A 23,534-nucleotide genomic window follows, 5' to 3' on the forward strand; every position below is an offset into this window, starting at 1 on the left:
AAACGCCGAGCACCTCCGAGAACCACCGAGAATCGAGGCCCCCGCAGATGTCGCAAGTCGTCGAGCTCATCGTTCCCAACAGTGCCGAGTACCACCTGCGCAACCCCTCCCTGAACCTCACCGGTGAGGAGCGGGAGCGGGTGGTGCGGTTCAGCGGCACCTACGAGTGCGAGCACTCGGTGTTCTGGAGCCCCAACCCGCGGGTCCTGGTGCTTCCCACCGGCTGGAACCGGCAGTGGTTCGACGACATCCACCGGACGCTCGGGCTGGACCCGGCGCCGGTGGTGTCGCCGGCCATGCGGACCGGGCTGCTGGTGGAGGACCTGCTGAAGGACGGCGACGCGCAGGCCGAGCTGCGCGAACTGCTGTCGCCGTACCGGGTGGTGCGGCTGCACATCGTCGGCCCGACGCCGCAGACGTACCTGCTGGCAGCGCTGGTGCGCGGCTGGGGCCTGGCGGTGGAACTGGACCACGTCGACGAGGACGCCTACTGGGCGAGCCTCTACCTGGACTCCAAGATCAGCCCGCTGGACCTGGCCCGGGAGCTGCCCGGCATCAACGTCGCCCAGGGCATGGTGGCGGGCAACTGGGTGGAGCTGCGCGGGGCGCTGAAGGCGATGACCGCCCGGCACGGCCGGGTGATCGCCCGCACCCTGTTCGGCGTGGCGGGCGACGGCTCGGGGGTGGTCTCCGACGCCCCGGGCGCCGTCGAGGAGTTCCTGGACAACGCGGGCCGCGACTCGTTCTTCGCGTTCCCCATCCTGGTCCAGCAGTTCCAGGAGCACGCCGAGGGCGTCGGCTGCCCGGCCGCCGACATCCTGGTCGGCGAGAACGGCGTCGAGGACGTCGTGCTGTGCGCGCTGACGGTCGAGCACGGCTACTCCTTCCGCAGCGTGGACGTGGGCGTCGGGGCGCTGCCGCCGGCGTGGGGCGACCGGGTCACCCAGGTCGCGCACGAGCTCGGCACGGCGGCCCACCGGCTGGGCTACCGCGGCTGGATGTGCGTGGACTGCGTGGCCGGCTCCGACGACCGGCTCTACGTCACCGAGATCAACGCCCGGCGCAGCGGCTCGCTGCACGCCGGCGGCCTGCTGCGGATGTGGGGCGCCGAGAAGGAGCTGACGCTCTCCGCGCACTTCATGCTGCCGGTCGTCGAGGGCACCACGTACGAGGAGCACATCCGGCCGGTGTTCCAGGAGCTGTGGGCCGACGGCGTCAAGGCGTACCCGACGAGCGTGCGGGCGCTGCCGTGGCCGGAGCCGATCGTCGCGGTGATCGCGGCGGCGCCCACGGCGGCGCAGGCGCAGCGGATCGTCGCCGGGATCAAGGAGGGGATCGACGCCCGGACGGCGGGCCTCGCCGCCGGTGCGGGCGCCGCCGAGCCGAGCAGGGGGTGAGATCGCGGGCGGGTCGGCCGCCACACAGGGGGGAGTTCACGTGAGGCTGGGTCGTGAGGTGCACCTGGTGTCCCGGCCGCGGGGCCGCTTTCCTGCGGCCGGAGACACCCGGATCGTGGAGGTGCCGGTCCCGGAGCCGGGCCCGGGGCAGGTCGTCGTGCGCAACCTGTTCATGTCGATCGACCCCGGGCTGGTCCTGCGGACGAACGACCTGAGCCGGCTGGACATCCCCGACTTCACGCCCGGGGAGCCGATGTGGAGCGATGCGATCGGCGAGGTCGTCGAGAGCGCCGACGAGCGGCTGGGCCCCGGCGACATCGTCTGGCACCGGTTCGGCTTCCGCGACTACGCCGTCGCGCAGGCCGGCGAGTTCCGCCGGGTCGACCCGGACGCCTATCCGTCGTTGACCCACCACCTGTGCTTCGGGCTGACGGCCTACGTCGGCACCGAGGTCGCCCAGATCCGCGCCGGGGACACGTTCTTCGTGTCCAGCGCGGCCGGCGCGGTGGGCAGCATGGCGGGCCAGCTCGCCCGGCTGCGGGGGGCGACCCGGGTGATCGGCTCGGCGGGCACGCCGGAGAAGGTGCGCTACCTGAAGGAGCGCCTCGGCTTCGACGACGCCTTCGACTACCACCAGGACGTCCGGCCCCGGCTGCCGGAGCTGGACGTGTTCTACGACAACGTCGGCGGTGCCCAGCTGGAGGCGGCGATCGACGCGATGCGGCCGCGCGGACGGATCGTCATGGGCGGGCGCAACGAGGAGATCCGCACCGGGGTCGTGCAGGGCCCGCGGAACATGATGGCCGTGATCGGCAAGCGGCTCGAACTCCTCGGCTACTACACCTTCGACCACCCCGAGCTGTTCCCGGTCTTCGACGAGCGGTTCCCGCGCTGGGTCCGCTCAGGGGAGATCGTCGTCGCGGAGACGATCGTGGACGGCCTGGAGAACGGCGTCGACGCGGCGGTCAACCTGATGCACGGCGCGTACGTGGGCAAGGTCGTGCTCCGTCTCTGAGCGGCGGCGACGGCCGTCGGGCGGGGTGTGGCGGGTTCTCCCGGCGCACCCCGGCCCCGGTGTCCATCAGGCAGTTGGCGGTTCGTCGCGGTGGCGGCAGTGGCCCGGTCACCACGCGGCCACGAGACACGACCGGAGACACGGAGGAGCGATGGCGAAGGATCTGGAACGCGGCGCCCTGGAGCGTGCGAGGTGACCGCCCCGGGGCCGGAGAGCACGGCCGCCCGGCTGGTCCGGGAACGCCTGGAGATCTCGGCGCTGACCCGCCGCGCGGGCGCCGGGCTGATCGCCGTCGACGTGCTGGTGAACCTGCTGCTCGGCGCCCTGCCGGTGGTGTTCGTCGTCGCCACCGCGGTGCTGCTCGGCAAGGTGCCCGCGGCGATGGCCGGCGGGCTGGACTCGGACGCCTGGAGCTCGCTGCTCGGCGCGTTCACGGTGGCCGCGGTGGCCTTCATCGGGCAGCAGGTCGTCGCGCCGGTCCGCGAGTCGGTCGGCGAGCTGGTGGCCCGGCGGATCGACGGCCGGGTGATCGACGACGTGATCGCCGCCTCGACCGGCACGACGAGCGTCGGCCCGCTGGAGGACCCGCAGGTCGTCGAGGACCTGCGGACCGCCGCGCGGGAGCTGGAGACCTGGGTGCAGAGCCCCGGCCAGGCCTGCGCTGGGCAGCTGGCGCTGATCGGCCGCTACACCCAACTCGCCGGCTACGCCGGGGTGGTGGGCGCCGTCTTTTCCTGGCCGGCCGCGGCCGGGCTGGTCGTCGCGGTCATGCTGTTCCGCTACGGGCTGCGCGGCGGCCTGCGCAAGTACGCCGACGTCCGCTTCGAACTCGACGGCGCCGAGCTCAAGAACGACTATCTGCGCGCCCTGGCGATCGACGCCGGCGCGGCCAAGGAGATCCGGATCTTCGGCCTGATCGGGTGGCTGCGCGGCCTGTGGCGGCAGTGCTACCTCGACTGGCTGAAGCCGCTGTGGGCGGCCCGCCGCCGGATCTACCTCTGGCCGTTCGTCTGGTTCACGGCCTGGGGCATGGCGGTGACCGCGACGGTGATGGCCCTGGTGGGGCGCGGCGCGGCCGGGCCGGACCCGGAGCTCACCCTCACCGACTTCGCCCTCGTGGTCACCGCGGCGCTCAGCGCGCTGAACCTCGGGGAGTTCTACCGGGAATCCGACCTTCCGACGGCCGTCGGCATGCACGCCTACGGCGCCGTCAGGCGCTTCCTGGCCCGGATCGGCGAGGACGAACCGCAGCCCGTGGCCGCTTCGACGGCCCCCGCCGAGGTGCCCGAGCCCGCCGCCACCATCACCTTCGAGAACGTGTGCTTCCACTACCCCGGCGAGGACCGGATGATCCTCGACGGGCTGGACCTCACCCTGACGGTCGGCCGGTGCACCGCCCTGGTCGGCCTCAACGGCGCGGGCAAGACCACCCTCGTCAAGCTGCTCGCCCGGCTCTACGAGCCGACCTCCGGCACGATCCGGCTGGACGGGGTGGACATCCGCTCCTACCCGGTCAACGCCTGGCGGGCCAAACTCGGCGTCATCTTCCAGGACTTCGCGCGGTACGAGGTGTCCGCGGCCGACAACATCGCCTTCGGGTCGGTCGCCCACCTCGACGACCGCGCCGGGGTGGCGGCCGTGGTGGACGCCGTCGGCCTGCGGGAGGCCCTCGACGGGCTGCCCCGCGGCCTGGACACCCCGCTCGCACGCCACCTGGACGGCGGCGGCGACCTCTCCGGCGGGCAGTGGCAGCGCGTCGCCCTCGCCCGCGCCCTGTTCGCGCTGCGGCACGGCTCGCCCGTCCTCGTCCTGGACGAGCCCACGGCGAGCCTCGACGTCCGCGCCGAGGCCGGCTTCTTCCAGGAGTTCACCGAACTGTCCCGCGGGGCCACCACCCTGCTGATCTCGCACCGCTTCTCCACCGTCCGGCAGGCCGACCGGATCGTCGTGCTCGAGGGCGGCCGGGTGGCCGAGCAGGGCAGCCACGACGAACTGCTCGCCGCCGACGGCCGGTACGCCCGCCTCTTCCGCCTCCAGGCGGACCGTTTCACGGACGGGACGGACGGGGACGCCGGCGAGGTTGCCGAGACCGCCGAGGCGGACCCCGACGCCGAGACCGCCGGGAGGGCGCGATGAAGGAGACACTGACCGGCGCGTGGCGGCTGCTTTCGATCGCCTGGCGCGTGGACTGGCGCAAGACCGTCACCGCCGTCGTCCTGATGATGGCCGGGGCCGTCGCCGCCCCCCTGCTCGCCGCCTTCCTGGGCCTGATGACGGACGCCGTCGTCGACGGCCGGACCGGCGACGCTGGCGGGTACGGCGTGGTCGTCGCCGTCCTGGCCGTGGTGACGCTGTCGTTCGGCAACTTCGCCCACGTCGCCTACTTCGAGCTCGCCGAACTCGCCGAACTGCACTTCGTCGAGGAGCTGATGACCCTCTCCAACGGCTACGAGGGCATCGAGCACCACGAACGACCGGACTACGCCGACCTCGTGACCGTCCTCCAGCCCGAGAGCCGGCGCTTCCCGAACGCGCTCCAGGCGCTGTTCAGCACCTTCGGGCTGCTCCTGGCCGTCGTCTTCACCGCCGTCCTGCTGGCCCGGCTGAACCCGCTGCTCCTGCTGCTGCCGCTGGCCGCCGTGCCGCCGCTGATCGCCGGCCGCAAGGCCGAGGCCATCACCGACCGGGCCAGGACGGACACCGCCCAACCCACCCGGATCGCGCTCAACCTCTTCCGCCTGGCCTCCTCCGCCCGCTTCGCCGGCGAGCTGCGGGTCTTCCGGATGAGCGACGAACTGCGCCGCCGCCACGCCGAGTTGTGGGAGACCACCAGCCGCGGCCTGTGGCACGCCAACACCCGCGCCGCCTTGGTCCGCGCGGCCGGCCAGACCGTCTTCGGCCTCGCCTACATGGGCGCGATGATCCTGGTGATCCGCGAGGCGATCGCCGGCCACCACGGCGTCGGCGACGTCGTCCTGGTGATCTCGCTCGCCACCCAGGTCAACCGGCAGGTCGCCTCCGCCGTCAACCTGCTGGGCGACCTGCAGCGGATGGCCGGCACGCTGCGCCGGATGGACACCATGCGCGGCCTGGTGACCACGGCCGCGGCGACGGCGCCGGCGCAGCGGCCCTCCGCCGAGACCGCGCCCGGCGCAGGGCGGCAGACGCCGCCGGAGACGTTCACCCGCGGCATCGAGCTGGAGGGCGTCGACTTCGCCTACCCCGGCACGGACACCCCGGTGCTGACCGACGTCTCGCTGACCCTGCCCGCCGGCTCCACCGTCGCCGTCATCGGCGAGAACGGCGCGGGCAAGAGCACCCTGGTGAAGCTGCTCTGCGGGCTCTACCGGCCCTCCCGGGGGCGCGTCCTGCTCGACGGCACCGACCTGCGGCAGCTGCCGGCCGAGCAGTGGCGCGAGCGGATCGCCGCCGGCTTCCAGGACTTCGTCCGCTACGAGCTGCCCGCCCGGTCCACCGTCGGCCTCGGCGACCTGCCCCGGATCGACGACGACACGTCCGTCCGGGCGGCCCTGGAGAAGGCCCACGCCACCGACCTCATCGGCCAGTTGGCGGACGGCCTGGACACGCAGCTAGGCACCAGCTACACCGAGGGCGCCGAACTCTCCGGCGGGCAGTGGCAGAAGCTGGCCCTCGGCCGGGCGCTCATGCGCGAGACCCCGCTGCTCCTGGTGCTGGACGAACCCACCTCCGCACTCGACCCGGAGGCCGAGCACCACCTGTTCGAGCGTTACGCGGCGCAGGCGCGCACGCTCGGGGCATCGACCGGCGCGATCACGCTGCTCGTCTCGCACCGGTTCTCCACCGTCCGGATGGCGGACCTGATCGTCGTCGTCCGCGACGGCCGGATCGTCGAGACCGGGGACCACACCGCCCTGATGAAGGCCGGCGGCCTCTACGCGGAGCTGTTCGAGCTCCAGGCGCTCGCCTACAAGTAGGCCCGCCACACGTAGGCCCCGCCGCACCGACCACGGCCCGCCGGGTTCCCCCGGCGGGCCGTTCCACCTGGCACCACCCGATACGAGGAGGAACCTTGCGAAGATGGTTCGCTGTCCTGACCACCCTGCTCACCACGGTCGCCGTCGCGGGGACGGCACAGCCGGCGAGCGCCGAGGACGTCTCCGGTGACCTCGCCGCGGCCCGGGGCGTGACGGCCCGGGGCATCCTCGCCCACGAACGCGCGCTCCAGCGCATCGCCGACCGCCACGAGGGCATCCGCACCTCCGGGACTCCCGGCTTCGACGCGGCCGCCGACTACGTCGAGCGGACCCTGCGGGCCGCGGGGTACACGATCCAGGAGCAGCCCTTCACCGTCCCGCTCTACCGGGAGCTGGCGCCCGCGGCGCTGAACGAGGTCTCCCCCGCGGCCGTGACCTTCCACGCCGACACGTTCGTCTACTCGGGCAGCGGGGACGTGACCGGCCAACTGGTCCCGACGAGCAACGTCGTCATCCCGCCGACGCCGCAGCCGAGTTCGGCCTCCGGGTGCGCCGTCGCGGACTTCCCGCTGGTGCCGGCCGGCAGCGTCCGCATCGCCCTGATCCAGCGCGGCGGCTGCGGCTTCGGCGTCAAGGCGCTCAACGCCCAGGCGGCCGGCTACGCGGCGGCGGTGCTCTTCAACGAGGGCCAGCCGGGCCGGGACCAGCCGATGTCCGGCACCATCGGCGAGCCCGCGGCGATACCCGTGGTGGGCGCGCTGGGCTACGCCGACGGACTCGCGCTCTACCAGGCGTCCCAGGCCGCCGGCGGTGCGGTCGTCCACGTGACCACCCACACGCTGAACGACCCCCACGCGCGCACCAGGAACATCATCGCGGAGACCCGGGGCGGAGACCCGGACCACGTCCTGCTGGTGCACGCCGAACTCGACGCGCTGCCCAGCGGGCCGGGCATCAACGAGAACGGCAGCGGCGTGGCCACCGCCCTGGAGATCGCCCGGCAGCTCTCCCGCCTGCGGGTGCCGCCGCATTACAAGGTCCGGTTCGCCTTCTTCGGCGCCGAGGAGACGCGCGCGGTGCGCGACCCCGCCACCGGCGCGATCGGGCGGCAGGGGTCGTACCACTACGTGAACACGGTCGGCCCGGCCGAACTCGGGAAGATCTTCGCGGCGGTGCACCTCGACTCGATCGGCTCGCCGAACTACGTCCGCTACGTCTTCGACGGCAGCGGCCCGGCCGGGTCGGAGCGGATCGCCGAGCTGTTCACCGACGAGTTCGCCAGGCGCGGCATGGTCACCGACCCGCACCCGCCCACCAGTTTCGTCGGCGGGTCCGACTACGGCCCCCTGATGAACGCCGGCGTCCCGACCGGCGGCCTGTTCGGCGGCGCCGCCGAGGTCAAGACCGAGGAACAGGCCGGGAAGTACGGCGGCACGGCGGGCAAGGAGAACGATCCCTGCTTCCACCAGGCCTGCGACACGCTCGACAACGTCAACCGGCAGGCGCTGGCGGAGTTCGGCGCCGTCGCGTGGGCCGTCGTCAAGCGGCTCGCCGCGGAAGGCCTGCCCGGCCGGGTCTGACGGCCGGGTCTGAGCGCGCGGGCGGCCCGGCGCCACGGACCTCCGGCCGCGACACGGCTGTCCAATTCCGTACTCCCTGTTCGTCGTGGGGGTGCGGTGGCGGGATACTCCTCCCCGGCCGCCTGGTGCGATCACCGGGCGGCCGGCGGCGGGGCACCCTAGAATCGGACTGCCGCGGATGCGTCAACTGGAGGTAGGAGCCATGAAGTTCATGCTCTTCGTCTGTGTCGACCGGGCCGCCTACGAGCGCGAGCCGCAGGAGCCGGTCGAGCCCGACGAGCCGATGCCCTGGGCCGACGAGCTGGACGCAGCCGGCATCCGGCTGCACGGCGACGAGCTGAGCCCCTACCACGCGGCCACCACCGTCCGTCTGCGCGGCGGCGAGGTCGTGCTCGGCGACGGACCGTTCGCGGAGACCAAGGAGGTCATCGCCGGTTACGACATCATCGACTGCGCCGACCTGAAGGAGGCGATCGACATCGCCTCCCGCCACCCGGTCGCCGAGCGGGGCGTGATCGAGATCCGGCCGTTCCGGGGGTGAGCGTCGAGTCGGCGGTCGCGGCCACCTTTCGGGCCGAATGGGCCCGGGTGGTCGCGACGTTGATCCGCACCACCGGCGACTGGAACCTCGCCGAGGAATGCGCGCAGGAGGCCTTCGCGCAGGCGCTCGCCCGATGGCCGCAGGACGGCGTTCCCGCCCGCCCGGGCGCGTGGATCGTCACCACCGCCCGCAACCGGGCGATCGACCGGCTGCGCCGCCGCAAGGTCGAGGCCGTCAAGCTCCAGCAGATCGCCGTGGACCTGCGCCACGCGGAGGAACGCCTGCCCGCCGAGCCGAGCGGCATCGGGGACGACCGCCTCCGGCTCATGTTCACCTGCTGCCACCCCGCGCTGCCGCTGGTCTCCCGGGTCGCCCTGACCCTGCGCACCCTGGCCGGCCTGACCACCGCCGAGATCGCCCGCGCCTGCCTCGTCTCCGAGCAGACCATGGCCAAGCGCCTGGTGCGCGGCAAGGAGAAGATCCGCCACTCCCGCATCCCGTACCAGGTGCCCGGCGCGGAACTGCTGCCGCAGCGGCTGCCCGGCGTCCTCGCCGTGCTGTACCTGCTGTTCAACGAGGGCTACGCCGCCTCCACCGGCGCCGACCTGCTGCGGCCCGACCTGTGCGGCGAGGCGATCCGGCTCGCCCGGCTGCTCGCCCGGCTGATGCCCGACCAGCCCGAGGTGCTCGGCCTCAACGCGCTGATGCTGCTCCACCACGCCCGCCGGGACGCCCGGGTCAGCGAGAACGGCGAACTCGTCCCGCTCGCCGACCAGGACCGCGCCCGCTGGCGGCGAGCGGAGATCGACGAGGGCGTCGCCCTGCTGGAGTCCGCCCTGGACCTCGGCGAGGTCGGCCACTACCAGCTGCAGGCCACCATCGCCGCCTGCCACGCGACCGCGGACTCCGAGGCGGACACCGACTGGGCGGCCATCGCCCATCTGTACGGGCGCCTCGCCGGGCTCGCGCCGTCGCCTGTCGTGGAGCTGAACCGGGCGGTGGCCGTCGCGATGGCCGAGGGGCCGGCGGCCGGCCTGGCGCTGGTCGACGAGCTCTCCAACGGCCGCGAGCTCAACGGCTACCACCTGCTGCCCGCCGTCCGGGCGGACCTGCTGCGCAGGCTCAACCGCTGGGAGGAGGCCGCCCAGGCGTACCGTAGCGCTCTCGACCTGGCCACCAGCGACACCGAGCGCAAGTACCTCGCCCGCCGCATCGCCGAGGTCGGCGCCTGCGCCGGGTGACCTCGGCGGCCCGTGCCCCCTGTACGGGCGGGAGCGGCACGGGAAGGACCCGCCACCGGCGGGTGGCGGGTCCCGGGGTCCGGTGCGCGGTGTCAGCCCGCGTGGATCGGGGTGTTCTGGTAGCCGGCGATCAGCCAGCCGCCGTCCTGCCGGGCCAGCATCCAGGTCGCCCGGATCGCCCGCTCGCCGGCGACCTCGGTCTCGCCCGGGGCGAGCACGCCGCCCTGGGTGACCACGAGGGCGAAGTCCGGCCCGTGGAACTTCGCCGCCAGCGGCTGGCCGGTCACCTGGGTGCCCTTGAACGGGCCGGCGTAGGGCCTGGGCCATGAACGCGCGGATGGCCTCGCGCCCCTGGAGGAAGACGCCGCCGGCGAGGATCAGGTGGGCGTCCTCGGTGAAGAGGTCGGCGAAGGCGTCGTGGTCGTGCCCGGCCCAGGCGGCGACGATGCGCTGCGGGACGCCGACGGCGGCGGCCTGGTCCGGGGTGAGGTCGGGCATCTCGGGCATGGCGGGTTCCTTAAGAATGTTGGGCGGTCCGGGAGGACCGGGTGTGGCTGATGGCGTGGTTGCCCTTGATGGCTCCAGGAGAATGGCCGCCCGGTCCTCCGGGACGCTCCGACTGCTGATTGAGAACTGCGGGCATCGCTGGTTAAGGACCTGTCGGCGGAGTGTTCCTCGGGCCATGGAGGTGCTGGTCACGGTGGAACGGAGCGCAAGGCTTGAGCGGGTCGCACGAGCGGATATGGGTCGGCATCGACGCCGGCAAGGGGCATCACTGGGCGGTGGCGGTCGACGCCGAGGGCCGGACGCTGTTCTCGACCAAGGTGATCAACGACGAGGGCCAGATCCTCCAACTCATCGGGGCGGCCCGGGAGAAGGCCGATGAGGTGCGCTGGGCGGTGGACATCTCCGGCAGGGCCAGCGCGCTGCTGCTGGCCCTGCTGATCGCCGACGGCCAGCAGGTCGTCTACGTGCCCGGCCGTACCGTCAATCGCATGACAGGCGCCTACCGCGGCGAGGGTAAGACCGACGCCAAGGACGCCCTGGTCATCGCCGACCAGGCTCGCATGCGCCGAGACTTCGCCCCGATCGAGACGCCGCCGGAACTGGTGTCCACGCTGCAGTTGCTGACCGGCTACCGGCGCGACCTGATCGCCGACCGCGTCCGGCTGATCAACCGGCTGCGGGACCTGCTGGTGGGTATCTGCCCGGCCCTGGAACGGGCCTTCGACTACTCGGCGGCCAAGGGCCCGGTCGTGATGCTGACCGAGTACCAGACCCCGGCCGCCCTGCGGCGGATCGGCGTCAAGCGGCTGACCACCTGGCTGGATCGGCGCAGGGTGCGCAACGCCGCCGACGTCGCCGTCAAGGCCGTGGAGGCCGCCCAGTCCCAGCTCACCGCCCTGCCCGGCGAGGTTCGTGCCGCCAAACTGGTCTGCGACCTGGCCCACCAGCTCCTCGCCCTGGACGAGCGGATCAAGGACAACGACCGGGAGATCCGGAAGACCTTCCGCACCGACGAACGCGCCGAGATCATCGAGTCCCTGCCCGGCATGGGCCCCATCCTGGGCGCCGAGTTCGTCGCCATCGCCGGCGACCTGTCCGGCTACCGGGACGCCGGCCGCCTGGCCTCGCATGCCGGCCTCGCGCCGGTGCCCCGCGACTCCGGGCGCCGGACCGGCAACTATCACCGGCCCAAGCGCTACAACCGCCGTCTGCGCTGGCTGTTCTACATGTCCGCGCAGTCCTCGATGATGCGTCCGGGCCCATCGCGGGACTACTACCTCAAGAAGCGCGCCGAGGGGCTGATCCATACTCAGGCCCTGCTCGCGCTCGCCCGCCGCCGAGTGAACGTCCTGTGGGCGATGCTGCGTGACAAGAGGGAGTTCACCTCCGTCCCACCCGTCACGCAGACGGCTTGACACGGTCATTGAGATTCTCCTGTCGGTCGGAATCCTCGGGTTGCCGGTGCTTCGGGTTGCCGGTGCTTCGGGTTGTCGCCGCTTCCGGTCGCCGCTGCCTCGGGGCCTACCGGCCGGCGAACTGCCCGGGGGTGCGGCCCTCCCCGGCGGGCCCGCGGTAGGCCTGCGCGATGTCCATCCAGTGCTGTGCGTCGGCGCCCGTGGCGGTCACCGCGAGGTCGTCACGGTGCCGGCGCCTGGTCACCAGCAGGCAGAAGTCCTCGGCCGGCCCGGTCACCCGGTCCGTCGCGTCGACCGGGCCGTACGCCCAGAGCGCGCCGGACGGAGCCGTGATCTCGAACCGGAACTCCTTGTCGGGCGGCGTGAGTTGCCGCGCCTGGTAGCCGAAGTCCCAGACCCGGACGGCGAATTCCACCAGCGGCCGGAGCCGGTCGGTGTGCCGGCGGGCGACCCCGAGGGTGTCCGCGATGTCCTGGCCGTGGGCGAACAGCTCCATCATCCCCGCGGCGGCCAGCACCGGCGCCGGGAGCGGCCGCACCAGCCAGGGCACCACCTGCCCGGCCGGCACCTCCGCCAACGCCTTCTCCGCCGCCGCCCGTTCGGCCTGCCAGAGGGCGTAGAGCCGCTCCGGCGGCTCGGCCAGGTACGGGAGCAGCGCGGTCTGCACCGCCCCGTTGAAGTCGCCGCCGATCCGGGAGGCGACCGCCCGGAAGGCGTCCGGCTCCCCCGCCGCCGTACCGGCCATCTTGAAGGTCGCCGACAGATGGGCGATCTGGTGGGCGATGGTCCAGCCCGGTGCCGGGGTGGGCAGGCGCCACTGCTCGTCGTCCAGGTCCGCCACGAGCCGGTCGACCTCGGCACCCTCGGCGCTCAGCGCCGCGATCACGTCCTGCGGGTCCGCCATCCTGTGTCCGTCCTCATTCCGATCGATCTGAACTGATTGGCCGTCATATCGACTGAGCTGCACTACGATTGGCGACCTTCAGTATGGGCCGGGGGAGATCTCCGGCCTTCTCCGATCGTGCGGACCCCCCGCGCACGCCGACGGCAGGCACGGGCCACGCGCACCACGACTGCGCAATCTCGAAGACGGGTACGGAATCCGGGAGTTGGCAGTCTGGGTGTACCAGCGTGGCGCAGGCCCCACCGCCTGCCGGAGACCCCGCCCCCGTACATCCGCCCCCAACGGGAGGACTCATGAGGACGACACTCGTCCAGCACCACCGGGCCGCGCTCAACCTCTTCCTGTTCGTCGTCATCGCGCACTGGGCCGAACACCTGACCCAGGCCTACCAGATCTGGGGCCTCGGCTGGCCCGTCCCCAAGGCCAGAGGCGTGCTCGGGTACGCCTACCCGTGGCTGGTCACCTCCGAGTGGCTGCACTACGGCTACGCGATCGTCATGCTGATCGGCCTGTTCCTGTTGCGCCCCGGCTTCGTCGGACGCGCGCGGACGTGGTGGAACATCGCGCTGGGCATCCAGTTCTGGCACCACATCGAGCACCTGCTGCTCCTGCTCCAGGCGCAGACCGGCCACAACCTGTTCGGCAGGCCGGTACCGACCAGCATCCTGCAACTGGTGTTCGCCCGGGTCGAGTTGCACCTCTTCTACAACACGATCGTCTTCCTCCCGATGGTTGTCGCGATGTACCTCCACCTGCGGCCCAGCGCGGCCGAGGCCGAGCAGATGACGTGCAGCTGCCAGGCCGTCGAGCACAGGCCGCTGGCCGCGACGGGCGCATGACGCTCGCTCCGGCCCGCCCCGCCCGCCGTGCCGGGGGGAGCGCGCCACCCGCCGTGCGCTCCTTCCAGCGGCGGATGGCCACCGGCGTCGCCGCGCTGGTGGTGCTGCTCGTCGCGGTCGGCTGGCTCAGCTCCTCGGAGCCGGTCCGGCTGAAGGCGGCCACGCCGGCCGACGGCGGCTCGGTGCAGTCGCCGCCCGCCGAGGTGGCGCTGGCGTTCACCGGTGAGCTCCGGCCGAGGAGCGTCTTCGTCCGGGTGACCGGCGAGAACGGCGTCGCGGTCGACGGCAGCGCCCCCCGGGTGGACGGGCAACGGGTGATCACCCCGGTGTCGATCTCCCGGACGGGCGCCTACCTGGTCACCTACCGGCTCGCCCTCGCCGGCGGCGGGGAGGTCTCGGGGGTGACCGGCTTCTCGGTGGGCTCCGGCGCCGCCGGGCCGCAGGGCGACACCGGAGCCGTCTCCGGGCCCTCCGGCCACGGCGCCCACGACCACGGCGTCGACGGCCCGTGGAACATCGCGCTGCTCTGCCTGGACGCCCTGCTCCTGCCCGGGGCCGTCCTGCTGATGATCCGCCGCCCTCGGGTGCGTCGCGGCCGCGCCCGCCCAAAGGCCCGCTCCGACCCCTGAGCACGCCCCCTGCGACCGATCTCTGGAGACCACACCGGTATGAGTCCCCGTCGCCGCGATCCCGCCGCCCGCCCGGCCCTGCTCGACATCGCCGCCCGGCTGCTCACTGAGGAGGGGCCCAGAGCGCTCTCCGCACGGCGGATCGCCGCCGAGGCGGGCAGCTCGACGATGGCCCTCTACACCCACTTCGGCGGGATGAACGGCCTGGTGCGCGCCACCGTGCACGAGGGGTTCACCCGGCTCCAGCGGCACTTCGACCGGGTCCGCCGCACGACCGACCCGGTCGCCGACCTCACCGTCCTGGGCTTCGCCTACCGCTGCAACGCGCTCGACAACCCGCACCTGTACGGGGTGATGTTCGGCGGGGCGCTGCTGGGCGGGTTCTCGATCGGCGAGGAGGATCGCCAGCACGGCCGGTACACGCTGACCGGGGTGGTGCAGTGCGCCGCCCGTTGCATCGAGGCGGGCCGCTTCCGCGCGTCGGACCCGGCCCTGGTGGCCCACCAGATGTGGTCCGCCGTGCACGGCCTGGTCACCCTCGAACTGGGCGGCTACCTCCTGCCGCCCTGGAACGCCGAGAGCTGCCTGCTCGCGCAACTGACGGCCCTGATGGTCGGTCTCGGCGACACCCCGTCCAACGCCGCCGCCTCGGTGGCCTCCGCCCTCCTGCGGATGCCGGGCGAGGTCATGGCCCACGACGACAGCCGCGCACCGGAGCCTGACGCCGCTCATGACGCCCGGCCGGGCACGCGGGACGCGGTGGGCTGATTCGGGCTCCGGGCGGCCGGTCACGGTGGGCGGGGCGACACTGGTCGGGGCGGGGCGCAACGGGCGGGCGTTCGGCAGAGGTGGGCCGAGGACGGGAGTGGACCGATGCCTGAGGACGGAGACGGCACGTACCGCGCGCTGATCGCGGAGCTGGCCGGTCTGGTCCGGCTGGCGCACACCGCGCTGAGCGGGGCGACGGCCGCGCTGACGAGTCCGGCCGACGAGGTCGAGGGCGTGCCGGCCGCCGAGAAGGCCCTGGCGGAGCTGCGGGCCCGGATCGAGGAGGACGCGGCCGGCCTGCTCGACGGGCCGGCCGGGGTGGTCGTCGGCGTCCATGTGGGCACCGAGGCGGAGGCGCTCGGGCAGCTCGCCCAGCGGCTGCTGGAGGCGGCGTGGGCGCGACAGGAGCGGGAGCCGTTCGACGAGCCGTTGCGGGCCCCGCTGGACGGGATCGCGGACGCGGCCCTGGACCTGGTCGCGCGGGCGGCCGACGTCCTGGAGTCCGGTGCGCCCGAGGGCGTCGCGGACGTCCTGACGGAGCTGCACGAGGCCGGCCGGCGCCAGCGGCTTCTCTACGAGCGGCTGATCCGTGCCGAGGAGGCGGATCCCGTCGACACCGCAGACCTCGTGCTGCTGGCCTGCTGCTACCAGCAGTGCGCGGCACACGCCGGATCGATCGCCCGCCACGCCGTGCTGTTCTCGCACGCCGGGGCCTCGGTCTGAGAGCTATGGCAGGCCGGCCGCGGCGGTCGCCTCCAGGAGCAGCCGTCCGGTGGGTTCGTGCAGCACGGTCCCCCGGTGGGTCACCAGCATCGGGCCCAGGACAGGGTCGGCCACGAGCGATCCGTCGTGCGGCAGGCGGGCGAGCAGCGCGACCACGTTGTGGGCGTAGGCACGCGACGCCGTGCCGGGCACCTGCGCGGCGAGGTCCCCGGCGCCGATCACCGTGACCCCGTCGCCGACCAGCATCGTGGTGTCCGGCCGGACGCCCTCGATGTTGCCGCCCTCGGGGCCGGCCGCCAGGTCCACCAGCACCGAGCCGGGCCGCATCGCCGCCACCGCGGCCGTGGTGAGCAGCACAGGGGGCATCCGGCCGGGCAGCCCGAGGTCGGTGACCACGAGGTCGTGGTGCGCGGCGGCCTCGCCGAGTCCCGCCGTCCAGGCGGAGCGCTCGTGGTCGAGGGTGCGCCGCAGTTCCCGGTCGTCGGCGACGGGGTGAAGACCGGGGAGGTCCAGCAGGCCGACCCCCAGCGCGGCCACGGCGGCCCGCTCGTGGCGGCGCAGCTCGACCGCGCCGACCTGTGCGCCGAGCCGGCGGGCCGTGTCGGTCGCCTGGAGGCCGGCGTGACCGGCCCCGACCACCAGGACCCGGACCGGGTCGAACAGCGCGTCTGCCGTGCCCCAGGGCGGCAGGCAGCGGTCGAGCCGGGCGGCCGCGAGCAGCACCGCCCGGTAGCCGGCGACCCTGGCCTGGGAGGCCTCGGCGTCCAGCGGGTAGCCGGCGGGCAGGACGGATGGCGCCAGGTCGAGGCCGATCGCCGTGACTCCCCGGTCCGCCCACTGCCGGACCAGGTACGGGATCCGGTGCGGGCGCAGCATCGCGGCCAGCACCTGCCCGGGGTGCAGGTCGTGCGCCGGGTCGACGGCCGGCGGGTGGACGCCGAGCAGCACGTCCGCTCGGCGCAGCAGTTCGGCGCGCCCGGCGAGGGCGGCGCCCGCGGCCCGGTAGTCGGCGTCGTGGTGGCCGGCGAGGGCGCCGGCGCCGGGCTCGACGAGAACCTTCGCGCCGAGGCGGCCGACGGCCGGCACGAGGTCGGGCACGAGGGCCACCCGGCGCTCGCCCGGGGCGGTCTCCCGGAGCACCCCCACCGTCGTGGTCGTCATCACTGCCTCCCGGGTCGGTCCGCATGCCCAGTATGTCCCGTTTGCCCGGCTGGTTCGCCCGGTCGGATACTCGTCCAGGGGTTACCGGGGCACGGCGGAGGGAGCCGGGCATGGCCCGATCCGAAGGGGCGCAGTCCAGGGGCTGGCAGTTCTGGGTGGACCGGGGCGGAACCTTCACCGACGTCGTCGCGCTCGCGCCGGACGGCCGCCTGCTGACCCACAAGCTGCTCTCGCACGACCCCGCCCGCTACCGGGACCCGGCCGTGGCCGGCATCCGGGCCCTGCTTCCACCCGGCGCGGGCATCGACACCGTACGGATGGGCACCACGGTGGCCACCAACGCCCTGCTGGAGCGCACCGGAGAGCCGACCGCCCTGGTCATCACGCGCGGGTTCGCGGACGCGCTGCGGATCGGCTACCAGAACCGGCCGCACATCTTCGCCCGTGAGATCGTGCTGCCCGAGCCGCTGTACGCCCGGGTCGTCGAGGTGGACGAGCGGATCGCCGCCGACGGCACGGTGCTGCGGTCGCCCGATCTCGACCGGCTCGCCGAGGACCTGCGCCGCTGCCTGCGGGACGACATCCGGTCCGTCGCCGTGGTCTGCCTGCACAGCTACCTGCACCCCGCGCACGAGCAGGCGATCGGCCGCCTCGCCGCACAACTCGGCTTCGCCCAGGTGTCGTTGTCCAGCGAGGCGAGCCCGCTGATGAAGCTGGTGCCGCGCGGGGACACCGCCGTGGTCGACGCCTACCTCTCCCCCGGCCTGCGCCGCTACGTCCGGCAGGTGGCCGACGAACTGGCCGGTGTCCGGCTGATGTTCATGCAGTCCAACGGCGGCCTGGCCGAGGCCGGGCACTTCCGCGGCAAGGACGCGATCCTCTCCGGCCCGGCCGGCGGCATCGTCGGCATGGTGCGGATGTCCCGACTGGCCGGCTACGACCGCGTGATCGGCTTCGACATGGGCGGCACGTCCACCGACGTCTCGCACTTCGCGGGCGAGTACGAGCGGGTGGTGACCACCCAGGTCTCCGGGGTGCGGCTGCGGGCGCCGATGCTGGCGATCCACACCGTCGCGGCCGGCGGCGGCTCGGTGCTGCGCTTCGACGGCGGCCGGCTGCGGGTCGGGCCGGACTCGGCGGGCGCCGACCCCGGCCCGGCCTGCTACCGGGGCGGCGGGCCGCTGACCGTGACCGACGCCAATCTGCTGCTCGGCCGGATCCAGGCCGACCACTTCCCCCGCGTCTTCGGGCCCGACGGCGACGAGGGACTCGACCTCGACCTGACGCGACACCGCTTCTCCGAACTGGTCAGGGAGATCGGCGACTGCTCGGCGGAGGAGGCCGCCGAGGGCTTCCTGCGGATCGCGGTCGGAAACATCGCCAACGCGATCAAGCGGATCTCCGTCCAGCAGGGCCACGACGTGACCCGGTACGCGCTGACCACCTTCGGCGGCGCGGGCGGCCAGCACGCCTGCGCGGTCGCCGAGGCGCTGGGCGTCCGCACCGTGCTGGTCCCGCCGATGGCCGGGGTGCTGTCCGCCCTCGGCATCGGCCTGGCCGACACCACCGTCCTGCGCGAGCACGCCGTCGAACGCCCGCTGGCCGCCCAGGAGATGGCCGGTGTCCGTGCGCTGGCCGACGAGCTGGCGGCGGCCTCCACCGCCGAACTGCTCGACCAGGGCACCCCGCCGGACCGGATCCGACTGGTCTACCGGGCCCGGCTGCGCTACCAGGGCACCGACACCACCATCGGCGTCACGCTGGGCCAACCCGACGTCATGGCCGCCGAGTTCGAGGAGCGGCACCGCGCCACCTACTCCTTCCTGATGGACCGTCCGCTGGTGATCGAGGCGCTCGCCGTCGAGGCCACCGGCCTCACCGAGCAGCCCGGACTCGACGCGCTCTCCCCCGCCCCGGCCGAGTCGCCCGAGCCTACCGAGGTGCCGCTCTACACGGGTGGCGCCTGGCGCCAAGTCCCGCTGCTGGAGCGCGAGTCGATGCGACCGGACGACACCGTGACCGGTCCGGCCGTCATCGCCGAGGCCAACGCCACCACCGTCGTGGACGACGGCTGGCGAGCCACCGTGACGCCGGCCGGCCACCTGCTGGTCGAGCAGGTCGAGGCCCGCGCCGAAGCCGGGGTGTCGACCCGGGCCGACCCCGTACTGCTGGAGATCTTCAACAACCTCTTCATGGCGATCGCCCAACAGATGGGCGCCCGGCTGGAATCCACCGCGCAGTCGGTCAACATCAAGGAGCGGCTCGACTTCTCCTGCGCCCTCTTCGACCCGGACGGCAACCTCGTCGCCAACGCGCCGCACATCCCGGTCCACCTCGGTTCGATGGGCACCACCGTCAAGGAGGTGCTCCGCCGCCGCGGCCCGCGCCTGCGCCCCGGCGACGCCTACGCCGTCAACGACCCGTACCACGGCGGCACCCACCTGCCCGACATCACCGTGGTGACGCCGGTCTTCGACCCGGCCGGCCGCGAACTGCTGTTCTTCGTCGCCTCCCGCGGCCACCACGCCGAGATCGGCGGCATCAGCCCCGGCTCGATGCCCGCCGCCAGCCGGGAAATCCACGAGGAGGGCGTGCTCCTCGACAACTGGCTGCTGGTGACGGACGGCCGGCTCCGCGAGGCCGAGACCCTGCGGCTGCTCACCGAGGCCCCGTTCCCGTCCCGCGACCCGGCCACCAACCTCGCCGACCTGCGCGCCCAGATCGCCGCCAACCGCAAGGGCGTCGACGAAGTGAAGGCGATGATCGAGCACTTCGGCCTCGACGTCGTCCAGGCCTACATGCGGCACGTCCAGGACAACGCCGAGCAGGCGGTGCGCAGGGCCGTCGACGGCCTGTCCGACGGCGCCTACCGCTACGAGACGGACTCCGGCGCCGTGATCGCCGTCGAGGTCCGGGTCGACCGCGAACACCGCACCGCGACCATCGACTTCACCGGCACCTCGCCCCAGCTCGACGGCAACCTCAACGCGCCCTCCGCCGTCGTCACCGCGGCCGTCCTGTACGTGTTCCGCACCCTCGTCGCCGACGACATCCCGCTCAACGACGGCTGCCTGCGCCCCCTGCGGATCGTCGTCCCGCCCGGCTCGATGCTCGCCCCGGTGTACCCCGCCGCCGTCGCCGCCGGCAACGTCGAGACCTCACAGGCCATCACCGGCGCGCTCTACGCCGCTCTCGGCGTCCAGGCCGAGGGCTCCGGCACGATGAACAACCTCAGTTTCGGCAACGAACGCCACCAGTACTACGAGACCATCGCCTCCGGCTCCGGCGCCGGCCCGGGCTTCCCCGGCGCCGACGCCGTCCAGACCCACATGACCAACTCCCGGCTCACCGACCCCGAAGTCCTCGAATGGCGCCTGCCCGTCCTCGTCGAGGAGTTCGCCGTCCGCCCCGACAGCGGCGGCACCGGCCGCTGGCCCGGCGGCAACGGCGCCCTGCGCCGGCTGCGCTTCCGCGAACCGGTGACGATCAGCATCCTGTCCGGCCACCGCCGCGTCCCGCCGTACGGCCTGGCCGGCGGCTCGCCGGGCACCCTCGGCAGCAACCGCGTCCTGCGCCACGACGGCAGCACCGAGACCCTCCCCGGCTGCGCCAACGCCGACCTGGCGGCCGGCGACGCCCTGGAGGTCCGCACCCCGGGCGGTGGCGGCTACGGCCATGCATAAGCTCCGCTTGAGGCTCCCCAATATCCACTTCTGAGACCCTCATCGTCAGTAACATTGCACTCACTCTGTGAAATTTCACAAATGAAGCATGCCCGGCCAAAGATAACGATCAGATAACTTTGGACTAGACCGGTTTAAACCGCAGTTCATCAAGTGCCCGATGGGCGCCCCTCGTTGAAGCCCTCGCGCCCGCCCTCTATGCGCGCAACCCGAAATCTGATCGGACGTTGACGTTCCGCTTCCGGTGGCAGCTCTGCCAGACTCCCCCGCATTCAGTTTTCACCGTTAACGGGGAGTGAGATCTGACGCATGAGCAGACACCGTAGAAAGACACGTCGGGTGGCCGTGGTTGCGGCGGCCGCCACCGTGCTGGCCGGAGCCGTCGCACTGGGCATCGAGGCCGAGGCCGAGGCCGGGCTGGTCAAGGGAACCGTCATAGGAGGGCAGGGCAACTACAGCACCATCAACGAACGCGTACTGGCCTCGCTCTCGGCCAGGATCACCGGCCGCGCGCTGCCGAACGACCGCATTCCGATGGTCTGTCGGACCACGGGGGACACGGTCGAGAACAACAACCGCTGGATCTGGTCCGGCGCGTTCTACATCGCCGACGCCTTCATCCGCGAGAACACCGGCAACCTGCCGGTCTGCAGCTCCACCCGGCCCACCAGCTGGACGGCGCTCGACATCACCATGCAGAAGCAGGTCCAGGACCAGTGGTGCTGGGACGCCTCCGGGCTCACCATCGCCAACTACTGGGGCTACAACCAGTACAACCAGTACGACTTCTGCCGGCTCGCCCAGCAGGGCCGCTGGGTGGACTGCAACGACCGGCCCGCCACGCTGGACGACATGGCCAACGCCCTGAACAGCATGGGCTTCCACAACAGCGGCTACGACCTGAACCGCAACGCGTCGTTCAACGAGGTCGCCAACGAGATAGCCAGCGGGCGCCCGTTCGCGGTGCGCATCGGCTGGACCTCCGGCGGCGGCCACATGAACGTCATCTACGGCTACGACAGCACCAGCAACATGATCGCCGTCGGCGATCCGTGGCCCAGCACGCAGACGTACACCTGGTGGAACTTCAACACCTACGTCAACAACGGTTCGTTCCAGTGGACCCACTCGCGGATCGGCATCCACGCATGAGGAGACAACCGACTATGCGGACTACGCGGACACTGAAGGCCGTCGCCCTCACCGCCGCCGCCCTCGTGGCCGCGGGTGCCGCCACGACGACGGCGTGGGCCGACGGCGGCACGGACGTGCCCGACTACGGCGGCGCCCAGAAGGTGCTGCGCTCCGGCACGACGCACGACACCGTCTCCCGCTTCCTCGGCGCCGCGAAGACCGCGGCCGCGCCCGGCGGCGGGACCGGGACCGGAGCCGACGGCGGCGCGGGCGGCCGGCCGAACAGCCCGAACGCGGCCGCCGCGCCGTCGTTCGATCTCAAGGACCCGGTCCCGCTGTACGAGCTGTCGGCGGACTTCGTCACCGGGAAGGCCCAGCCGACACCGCAGGGCGCGCTCAAGCTCTCCTACCTCGCCTCACGGGTGAGCGCGGCCGACGGCCACCAGGCCGCCGTCCTGCTCGCTCCGCCGGCCAAGGGCGGCGGCTGGCAGCTCGCCGGCATCCGGGACGGCGACAACGAGCTCAAGCTGGCCGAACGCGCGACCGCCGGCGCCCGCACCTTCACCGAGCCGCAGATCCACGCCTGGTACCGGCTCACCGAGAGCGGCAACGTCGAACCGCTCAACTCCGAGGCCACCACCGGCCTCGGCGGCAAGCAGAGCGTCCCCCTGGCCGCCTACCAGAAGATGGTGACCGGCCGGTACGCGGACAAGCTCCCGGGCTCCGGCTACGACAAGAAGGGGCTCGCCGGCGGGTTCGGGCTGTTCGACGGCACGGGAGCCTCGGCCGAGGCACAGGCCGGGGCTCAGGCCGAGCCGCCGGCACAACCCGCGTCACAGGCACAGGCCGAGCCGCAGACAACGCCCGTGTCGCAGGCATCGGCCGAACCGTCCCCGGCGTCCTGGCAGTTGCCGGCGGCCGGGGCCGCGGCCGCGGTGCTGGCGGCCGGCGCCGCAGGACTCTACCTGCGCCGTCGCCGCCACGCGGCGGCAACGGACTGACGTCCCCGGGGCGGCGGTCGCGGTCACCCCGCGCCCGCCGCCCCTCTCCGTTCACCGGCCGCGCGCAGCCACCGCCGGTACGCCGGGCTGCGCCCGGCCGCGACCCGGTGGGCCGCGCGCGCGTGCTCGACCAGCGCCGCGTCCAGGGCGGCCAGCGGACCCGCCTCGTGCCACGCGATCAGGTGCCGGTACCAGAGCGGGTCGCCGGCGATGGGCCGTACCGCGATGCCCGGCACCTCCTCGAAGGTGGCCTGGCACAGGCTCACCGCGTGCCCACCGCGGACCAGTTCGAGCAGCAGTCGCCCCTCCGCCTCATGGACGGTCCGCATCCGGTGGCCGGTCGCGTGGAAGGTGGTGGCCCAGTACTCCCGCACCCGGTCGTCGTCCGGCCGGGGCGAGACCCAGTCCTCGTCGGCGAGTTCGTCCAGCCCGACCGCCGGCCGCCCGGCGAGGCGGTGGCCGGCCGGCAGGGCGACGAAGACCGGCTCGGTGACCACCGGCCGCAGGACGACGCCGGGCCTCGCGGGCAGCTCGTACCCGGGGCAGTCGCCGACCACGGCGGCTTCGAGGCGCCCGTGCGCGAGGTCGTCGACCAGGGGGACGGACGAGCCCTGGGCGCGGGAGACGATCCGAGCCTCGGGGTGGTGGGTGCGCAGCGCGGCGATCAGCCCGCCGAGCAGCGGGGCGTTGACGGACCCGAGCCGGAAGCGGGGGGTCGGGCTGCCGGTGGAGGCGGCCGCCAGGGCGGAGGCGCTCAGCAGCTCGTCGACGGTCGGCAGCACGGCGCGGGCGCGGGTGAGCACGGTCTCGCCGAACGCGGTCGGCACCGCCCCGGTGGGCCGGCGGTCGAACAGCGGACCACCCAACATGCCCTCGATGCGGCGCAGTTGGGCGCTGAGACCGGGCTGCGTGAGCCGGAGCGAGGCGGCGGCCCGGGTGAGGCTGCCGGTCTCGGCGATGGCGCAGATCATCCGCAGATGCCGTATCTCCAGCTCCATAACCGGATGTTATGAGCAGCTGAGAGCTCCCGGAAGGCCCTG

Annotated in this window: 19 protein-coding genes and 1 pseudogene; 15 read left to right on the forward strand and 5 right to left on the reverse strand. The window is 73.1% G+C overall.

Annotated elements, in window-relative coordinates; genetic code table 11:
• Window positions 1–47: 47 nt before the first annotated feature.
• The 7 genes from F7Q99_RS00170 (at window position 48) to F7Q99_RS00200 (ending at window position 9,730) form a co-directional block, all read left to right on the forward strand.
• The gene (locus tag F7Q99_RS00170) at window positions 48–1,397 is read left to right on the forward strand and encodes an ATP-grasp domain-containing protein (RefSeq protein WP_153459516.1); all 1,350 of its coding nucleotides are present in this window, start codon (window positions 48–50) and stop codon (window positions 1,395–1,397) included.
• Between the two features lie 40 nt (window positions 1,398–1,437).
• Window positions 1,438–2,412, forward strand: a complete 975-nt coding sequence (locus F7Q99_RS00175) for an NADP-dependent oxidoreductase (RefSeq protein WP_326846088.1) — start codon at window positions 1,438–1,440, stop codon at window positions 2,410–2,412.
• A gap of 192 nt (window positions 2,413–2,604) precedes the next feature.
• On the forward strand, window positions 2,605–4,548 hold the full coding sequence (locus tag F7Q99_RS42995; protein WP_326846089.1) for an ABC transporter ATP-binding protein: 1,944 nt from the start codon (window positions 2,605–2,607) through the stop codon (window positions 4,546–4,548).
• A complete protein-coding gene (locus F7Q99_RS00185; RefSeq protein WP_153459517.1) occupies window positions 4,545–6,368 on the forward strand; it encodes an ABC transporter ATP-binding protein in 1,824 nt (607 codons plus the stop codon). Before F7Q99_RS42995 ends, F7Q99_RS00185 begins: the two co-directional genes overlap by 4 nt.
• 95 nt (window positions 6,369–6,463) lie before the next feature.
• Window positions 6,464–7,948 (forward strand): M28 family peptidase, encoded by a 1,485-nt coding sequence (locus F7Q99_RS00190; protein WP_153459518.1) that lies wholly within the window; start codon window positions 6,464–6,466, stop codon window positions 7,946–7,948.
• 202 nt (window positions 7,949–8,150) lie between these two features.
• Entirely contained in the window at window positions 8,151–8,489 is a 339-nt protein-coding gene (locus F7Q99_RS00195) for a YciI family protein (RefSeq protein ID WP_153459519.1), read from the forward strand.
• On the forward strand, window positions 8,486–9,730 hold the full coding sequence (locus F7Q99_RS00200) for an RNA polymerase sigma factor (RefSeq protein WP_326846090.1): 1,245 nt from the start codon (window positions 8,486–8,488) through the stop codon (window positions 9,728–9,730). Before F7Q99_RS00195 ends, F7Q99_RS00200 begins: the two co-directional genes overlap by 4 nt.
• 92 nt (window positions 9,731–9,822) lie before the next feature.
• Here the strand turns inward: F7Q99_RS00200 and F7Q99_RS43000 are convergent, their stop codons facing one another.
• Window positions 9,823–10,017: an SgcJ/EcaC family oxidoreductase gene (locus F7Q99_RS43000; protein ID WP_326846091.1), complete on the reverse strand. Its 195-nt coding sequence runs from the start codon at window positions 10,015–10,017 to the stop codon at window positions 9,823–9,825.
• A 64-nt stretch (window positions 10,018–10,081) separates the two neighbouring features.
• Window positions 10,082–10,414 (reverse strand): annotated as a pseudogene (locus F7Q99_RS43005) (hypothetical protein); the annotation flags it as partial.
• Window positions 10,415–10,449: 35 nt separating this feature from the next.
• On the opposite strand from F7Q99_RS43005, the gene F7Q99_RS00210 reads away from it, so the two are divergent.
• A complete protein-coding gene (locus F7Q99_RS00210) occupies window positions 10,450–11,652 on the forward strand; it encodes an IS110 family RNA-guided transposase (protein WP_153459521.1) in 1,203 nt (400 codons plus the stop codon).
• Window positions 11,653–11,758: 106 nt separating this feature from the next.
• On the opposite strand, the gene F7Q99_RS00215 is transcribed toward F7Q99_RS00210, so the two are convergent.
• A complete protein-coding gene (locus tag F7Q99_RS00215) occupies window positions 11,759–12,556 on the reverse strand; it encodes a TIGR03084 family metal-binding protein (protein WP_153459522.1) in 798 nt (265 codons plus the stop codon).
• A gap of 293 nt (window positions 12,557–12,849) precedes the next feature.
• On the opposite strand from F7Q99_RS00215, the gene F7Q99_RS00220 reads away from it, so the two are divergent.
• From F7Q99_RS00220 to F7Q99_RS00235, 4 genes are all read left to right on the forward strand, one after another.
• On the forward strand, window positions 12,850–13,395 hold the full coding sequence (locus F7Q99_RS00220; RefSeq protein WP_153459523.1) for a hypothetical protein: 546 nt from the start codon (window positions 12,850–12,852) through the stop codon (window positions 13,393–13,395).
• Window positions 13,392–14,024 (forward strand): copper resistance CopC family protein, encoded by a 633-nt coding sequence (locus F7Q99_RS00225; protein WP_153459524.1) that lies wholly within the window; start codon window positions 13,392–13,394, stop codon window positions 14,022–14,024. The genes F7Q99_RS00220 and F7Q99_RS00225 overlap by 4 nt, the downstream gene beginning before the upstream one ends.
• A gap of 39 nt (window positions 14,025–14,063) precedes the next feature.
• Window positions 14,064–14,792 carry a TetR/AcrR family transcriptional regulator gene (locus F7Q99_RS00230; protein WP_153459525.1) on the forward strand — a complete coding sequence of 243 codons (729 nt, stop codon included), beginning with the start codon at window positions 14,064–14,066 and terminating at the stop codon, window positions 14,790–14,792.
• A gap of 105 nt (window positions 14,793–14,897) precedes the next feature.
• Complete coding sequence (locus F7Q99_RS00235; RefSeq protein WP_153459526.1) at window positions 14,898–15,515, forward strand: hypothetical protein; 618 nt, start codon at window positions 14,898–14,900, stop codon at window positions 15,513–15,515.
• A 3-nt stretch (window positions 15,516–15,518) separates the two neighbouring features.
• Here F7Q99_RS00235 and F7Q99_RS00240 read toward each other — a convergent pair whose 3' ends face one another.
• Complete coding sequence (locus F7Q99_RS00240; RefSeq protein ID WP_153459527.1) at window positions 15,519–16,676, reverse strand: Rossmann-fold NAD(P)-binding domain-containing protein; 1,158 nt, start codon at window positions 16,674–16,676, stop codon at window positions 15,519–15,521.
• Between the two features lie 110 nt (window positions 16,677–16,786).
• Here F7Q99_RS00240 and F7Q99_RS00245 point away from each other — a divergent pair, with 110 nt between their 5' ends.
• The 3 genes from F7Q99_RS00245 to F7Q99_RS00255 all read left to right on the forward strand — a co-directional run bounded on the left by F7Q99_RS00245 (window position 16,787) and on the right by F7Q99_RS00255 (window position 22,494).
• Window positions 16,787–20,359 (forward strand): hydantoinase B/oxoprolinase family protein, encoded by a 3,573-nt coding sequence (locus F7Q99_RS00245; RefSeq protein WP_153459528.1) that lies wholly within the window; start codon window positions 16,787–16,789, stop codon window positions 20,357–20,359.
• A 339-nt stretch (window positions 20,360–20,698) separates the two neighbouring features.
• Window positions 20,699–21,511 (forward strand): papain-like cysteine protease family protein, encoded by an 813-nt coding sequence (locus tag F7Q99_RS00250; protein ID WP_326846092.1) that lies wholly within the window; start codon window positions 20,699–20,701, stop codon window positions 21,509–21,511.
• 14 nt (window positions 21,512–21,525) lie between these two features.
• Window positions 21,526–22,494, forward strand: a complete 969-nt coding sequence (locus tag F7Q99_RS00255; protein ID WP_153459529.1) for a hypothetical protein — start codon at window positions 21,526–21,528, stop codon at window positions 22,492–22,494.
• Window positions 22,495–22,517: 23 nt separating this feature from the next.
• Here F7Q99_RS00255 and F7Q99_RS00260 read toward each other — a convergent pair whose 3' ends face one another.
• The gene (locus F7Q99_RS00260; protein ID WP_153459530.1) at window positions 22,518–23,492 is read right to left on the reverse strand and encodes a LysR family transcriptional regulator; all 975 of its coding nucleotides are present in this window, start codon (window positions 23,490–23,492) and stop codon (window positions 22,518–22,520) included.
• Between the last annotated feature and the right edge of the window lie 42 nt (window positions 23,493–23,534).

It is taken from the genome of Streptomyces kaniharaensis, assembly GCF_009569385.1.
In the GTDB taxonomy this organism is placed as follows: Bacteria; Actinomycetota; Actinomycetes; order Streptomycetales; family Streptomycetaceae; genus Kitasatospora; species Kitasatospora kaniharaensis.

Excerpts from the sequence above, each read along its gene's own strand:
- F7Q99_RS00185 (WP_153459517.1), top strand. The coding sequence starts at position 4,545 with ATGAAGGAGACACTGACCGGCGCGTGGCGGCTGCTTTCGATCGCCTGG.
- F7Q99_RS00230 (WP_153459525.1), top strand. The coding sequence starts at position 14,064 with ATGAGTCCCCGTCGCCGCGATCCCGCCGCCCGCCCGGCCCTGCTCGAC.
- F7Q99_RS00170 (WP_153459516.1), top strand. The coding sequence starts at position 48 with ATGTCGCAAGTCGTCGAGCTCATCGTTCCCAACAGTGCCGAGTACCAC.
- F7Q99_RS00255 (WP_153459529.1), top strand. The coding sequence starts at position 21,526 with ATGCGGACTACGCGGACACTGAAGGCCGTCGCCCTCACCGCCGCCGCC.
- F7Q99_RS00215 (WP_153459522.1), bottom strand. The coding sequence starts at position 12,556 with ATGGCGGACCCGCAGGACGTGATCGCGGCGCTGAGCGCCGAGGGTGCC.
- F7Q99_RS00195 (WP_153459519.1), top strand. The coding sequence starts at position 8,151 with ATGAAGTTCATGCTCTTCGTCTGTGTCGACCGGGCCGCCTACGAGCGC.
- F7Q99_RS00235 (WP_153459526.1), top strand. The coding sequence starts at position 14,898 with ATGCCTGAGGACGGAGACGGCACGTACCGCGCGCTGATCGCGGAGCTG.
- F7Q99_RS00220 (WP_153459523.1), top strand. The coding sequence starts at position 12,850 with ATGAGGACGACACTCGTCCAGCACCACCGGGCCGCGCTCAACCTCTTC.
- F7Q99_RS00225 (WP_153459524.1), top strand. The coding sequence starts at position 13,392 with ATGACGCTCGCTCCGGCCCGCCCCGCCCGCCGTGCCGGGGGGAGCGCG.
- F7Q99_RS00245 (WP_153459528.1), top strand. The coding sequence starts at position 16,787 with ATGGCCCGATCCGAAGGGGCGCAGTCCAGGGGCTGGCAGTTCTGGGTG.
- F7Q99_RS00240 (WP_153459527.1), bottom strand. The coding sequence starts at position 16,676 with ATGACGACCACGACGGTGGGGGTGCTCCGGGAGACCGCCCCGGGCGAG.
- F7Q99_RS00260 (WP_153459530.1), bottom strand. The coding sequence starts at position 23,492 with ATGGAGCTGGAGATACGGCATCTGCGGATGATCTGCGCCATCGCCGAG.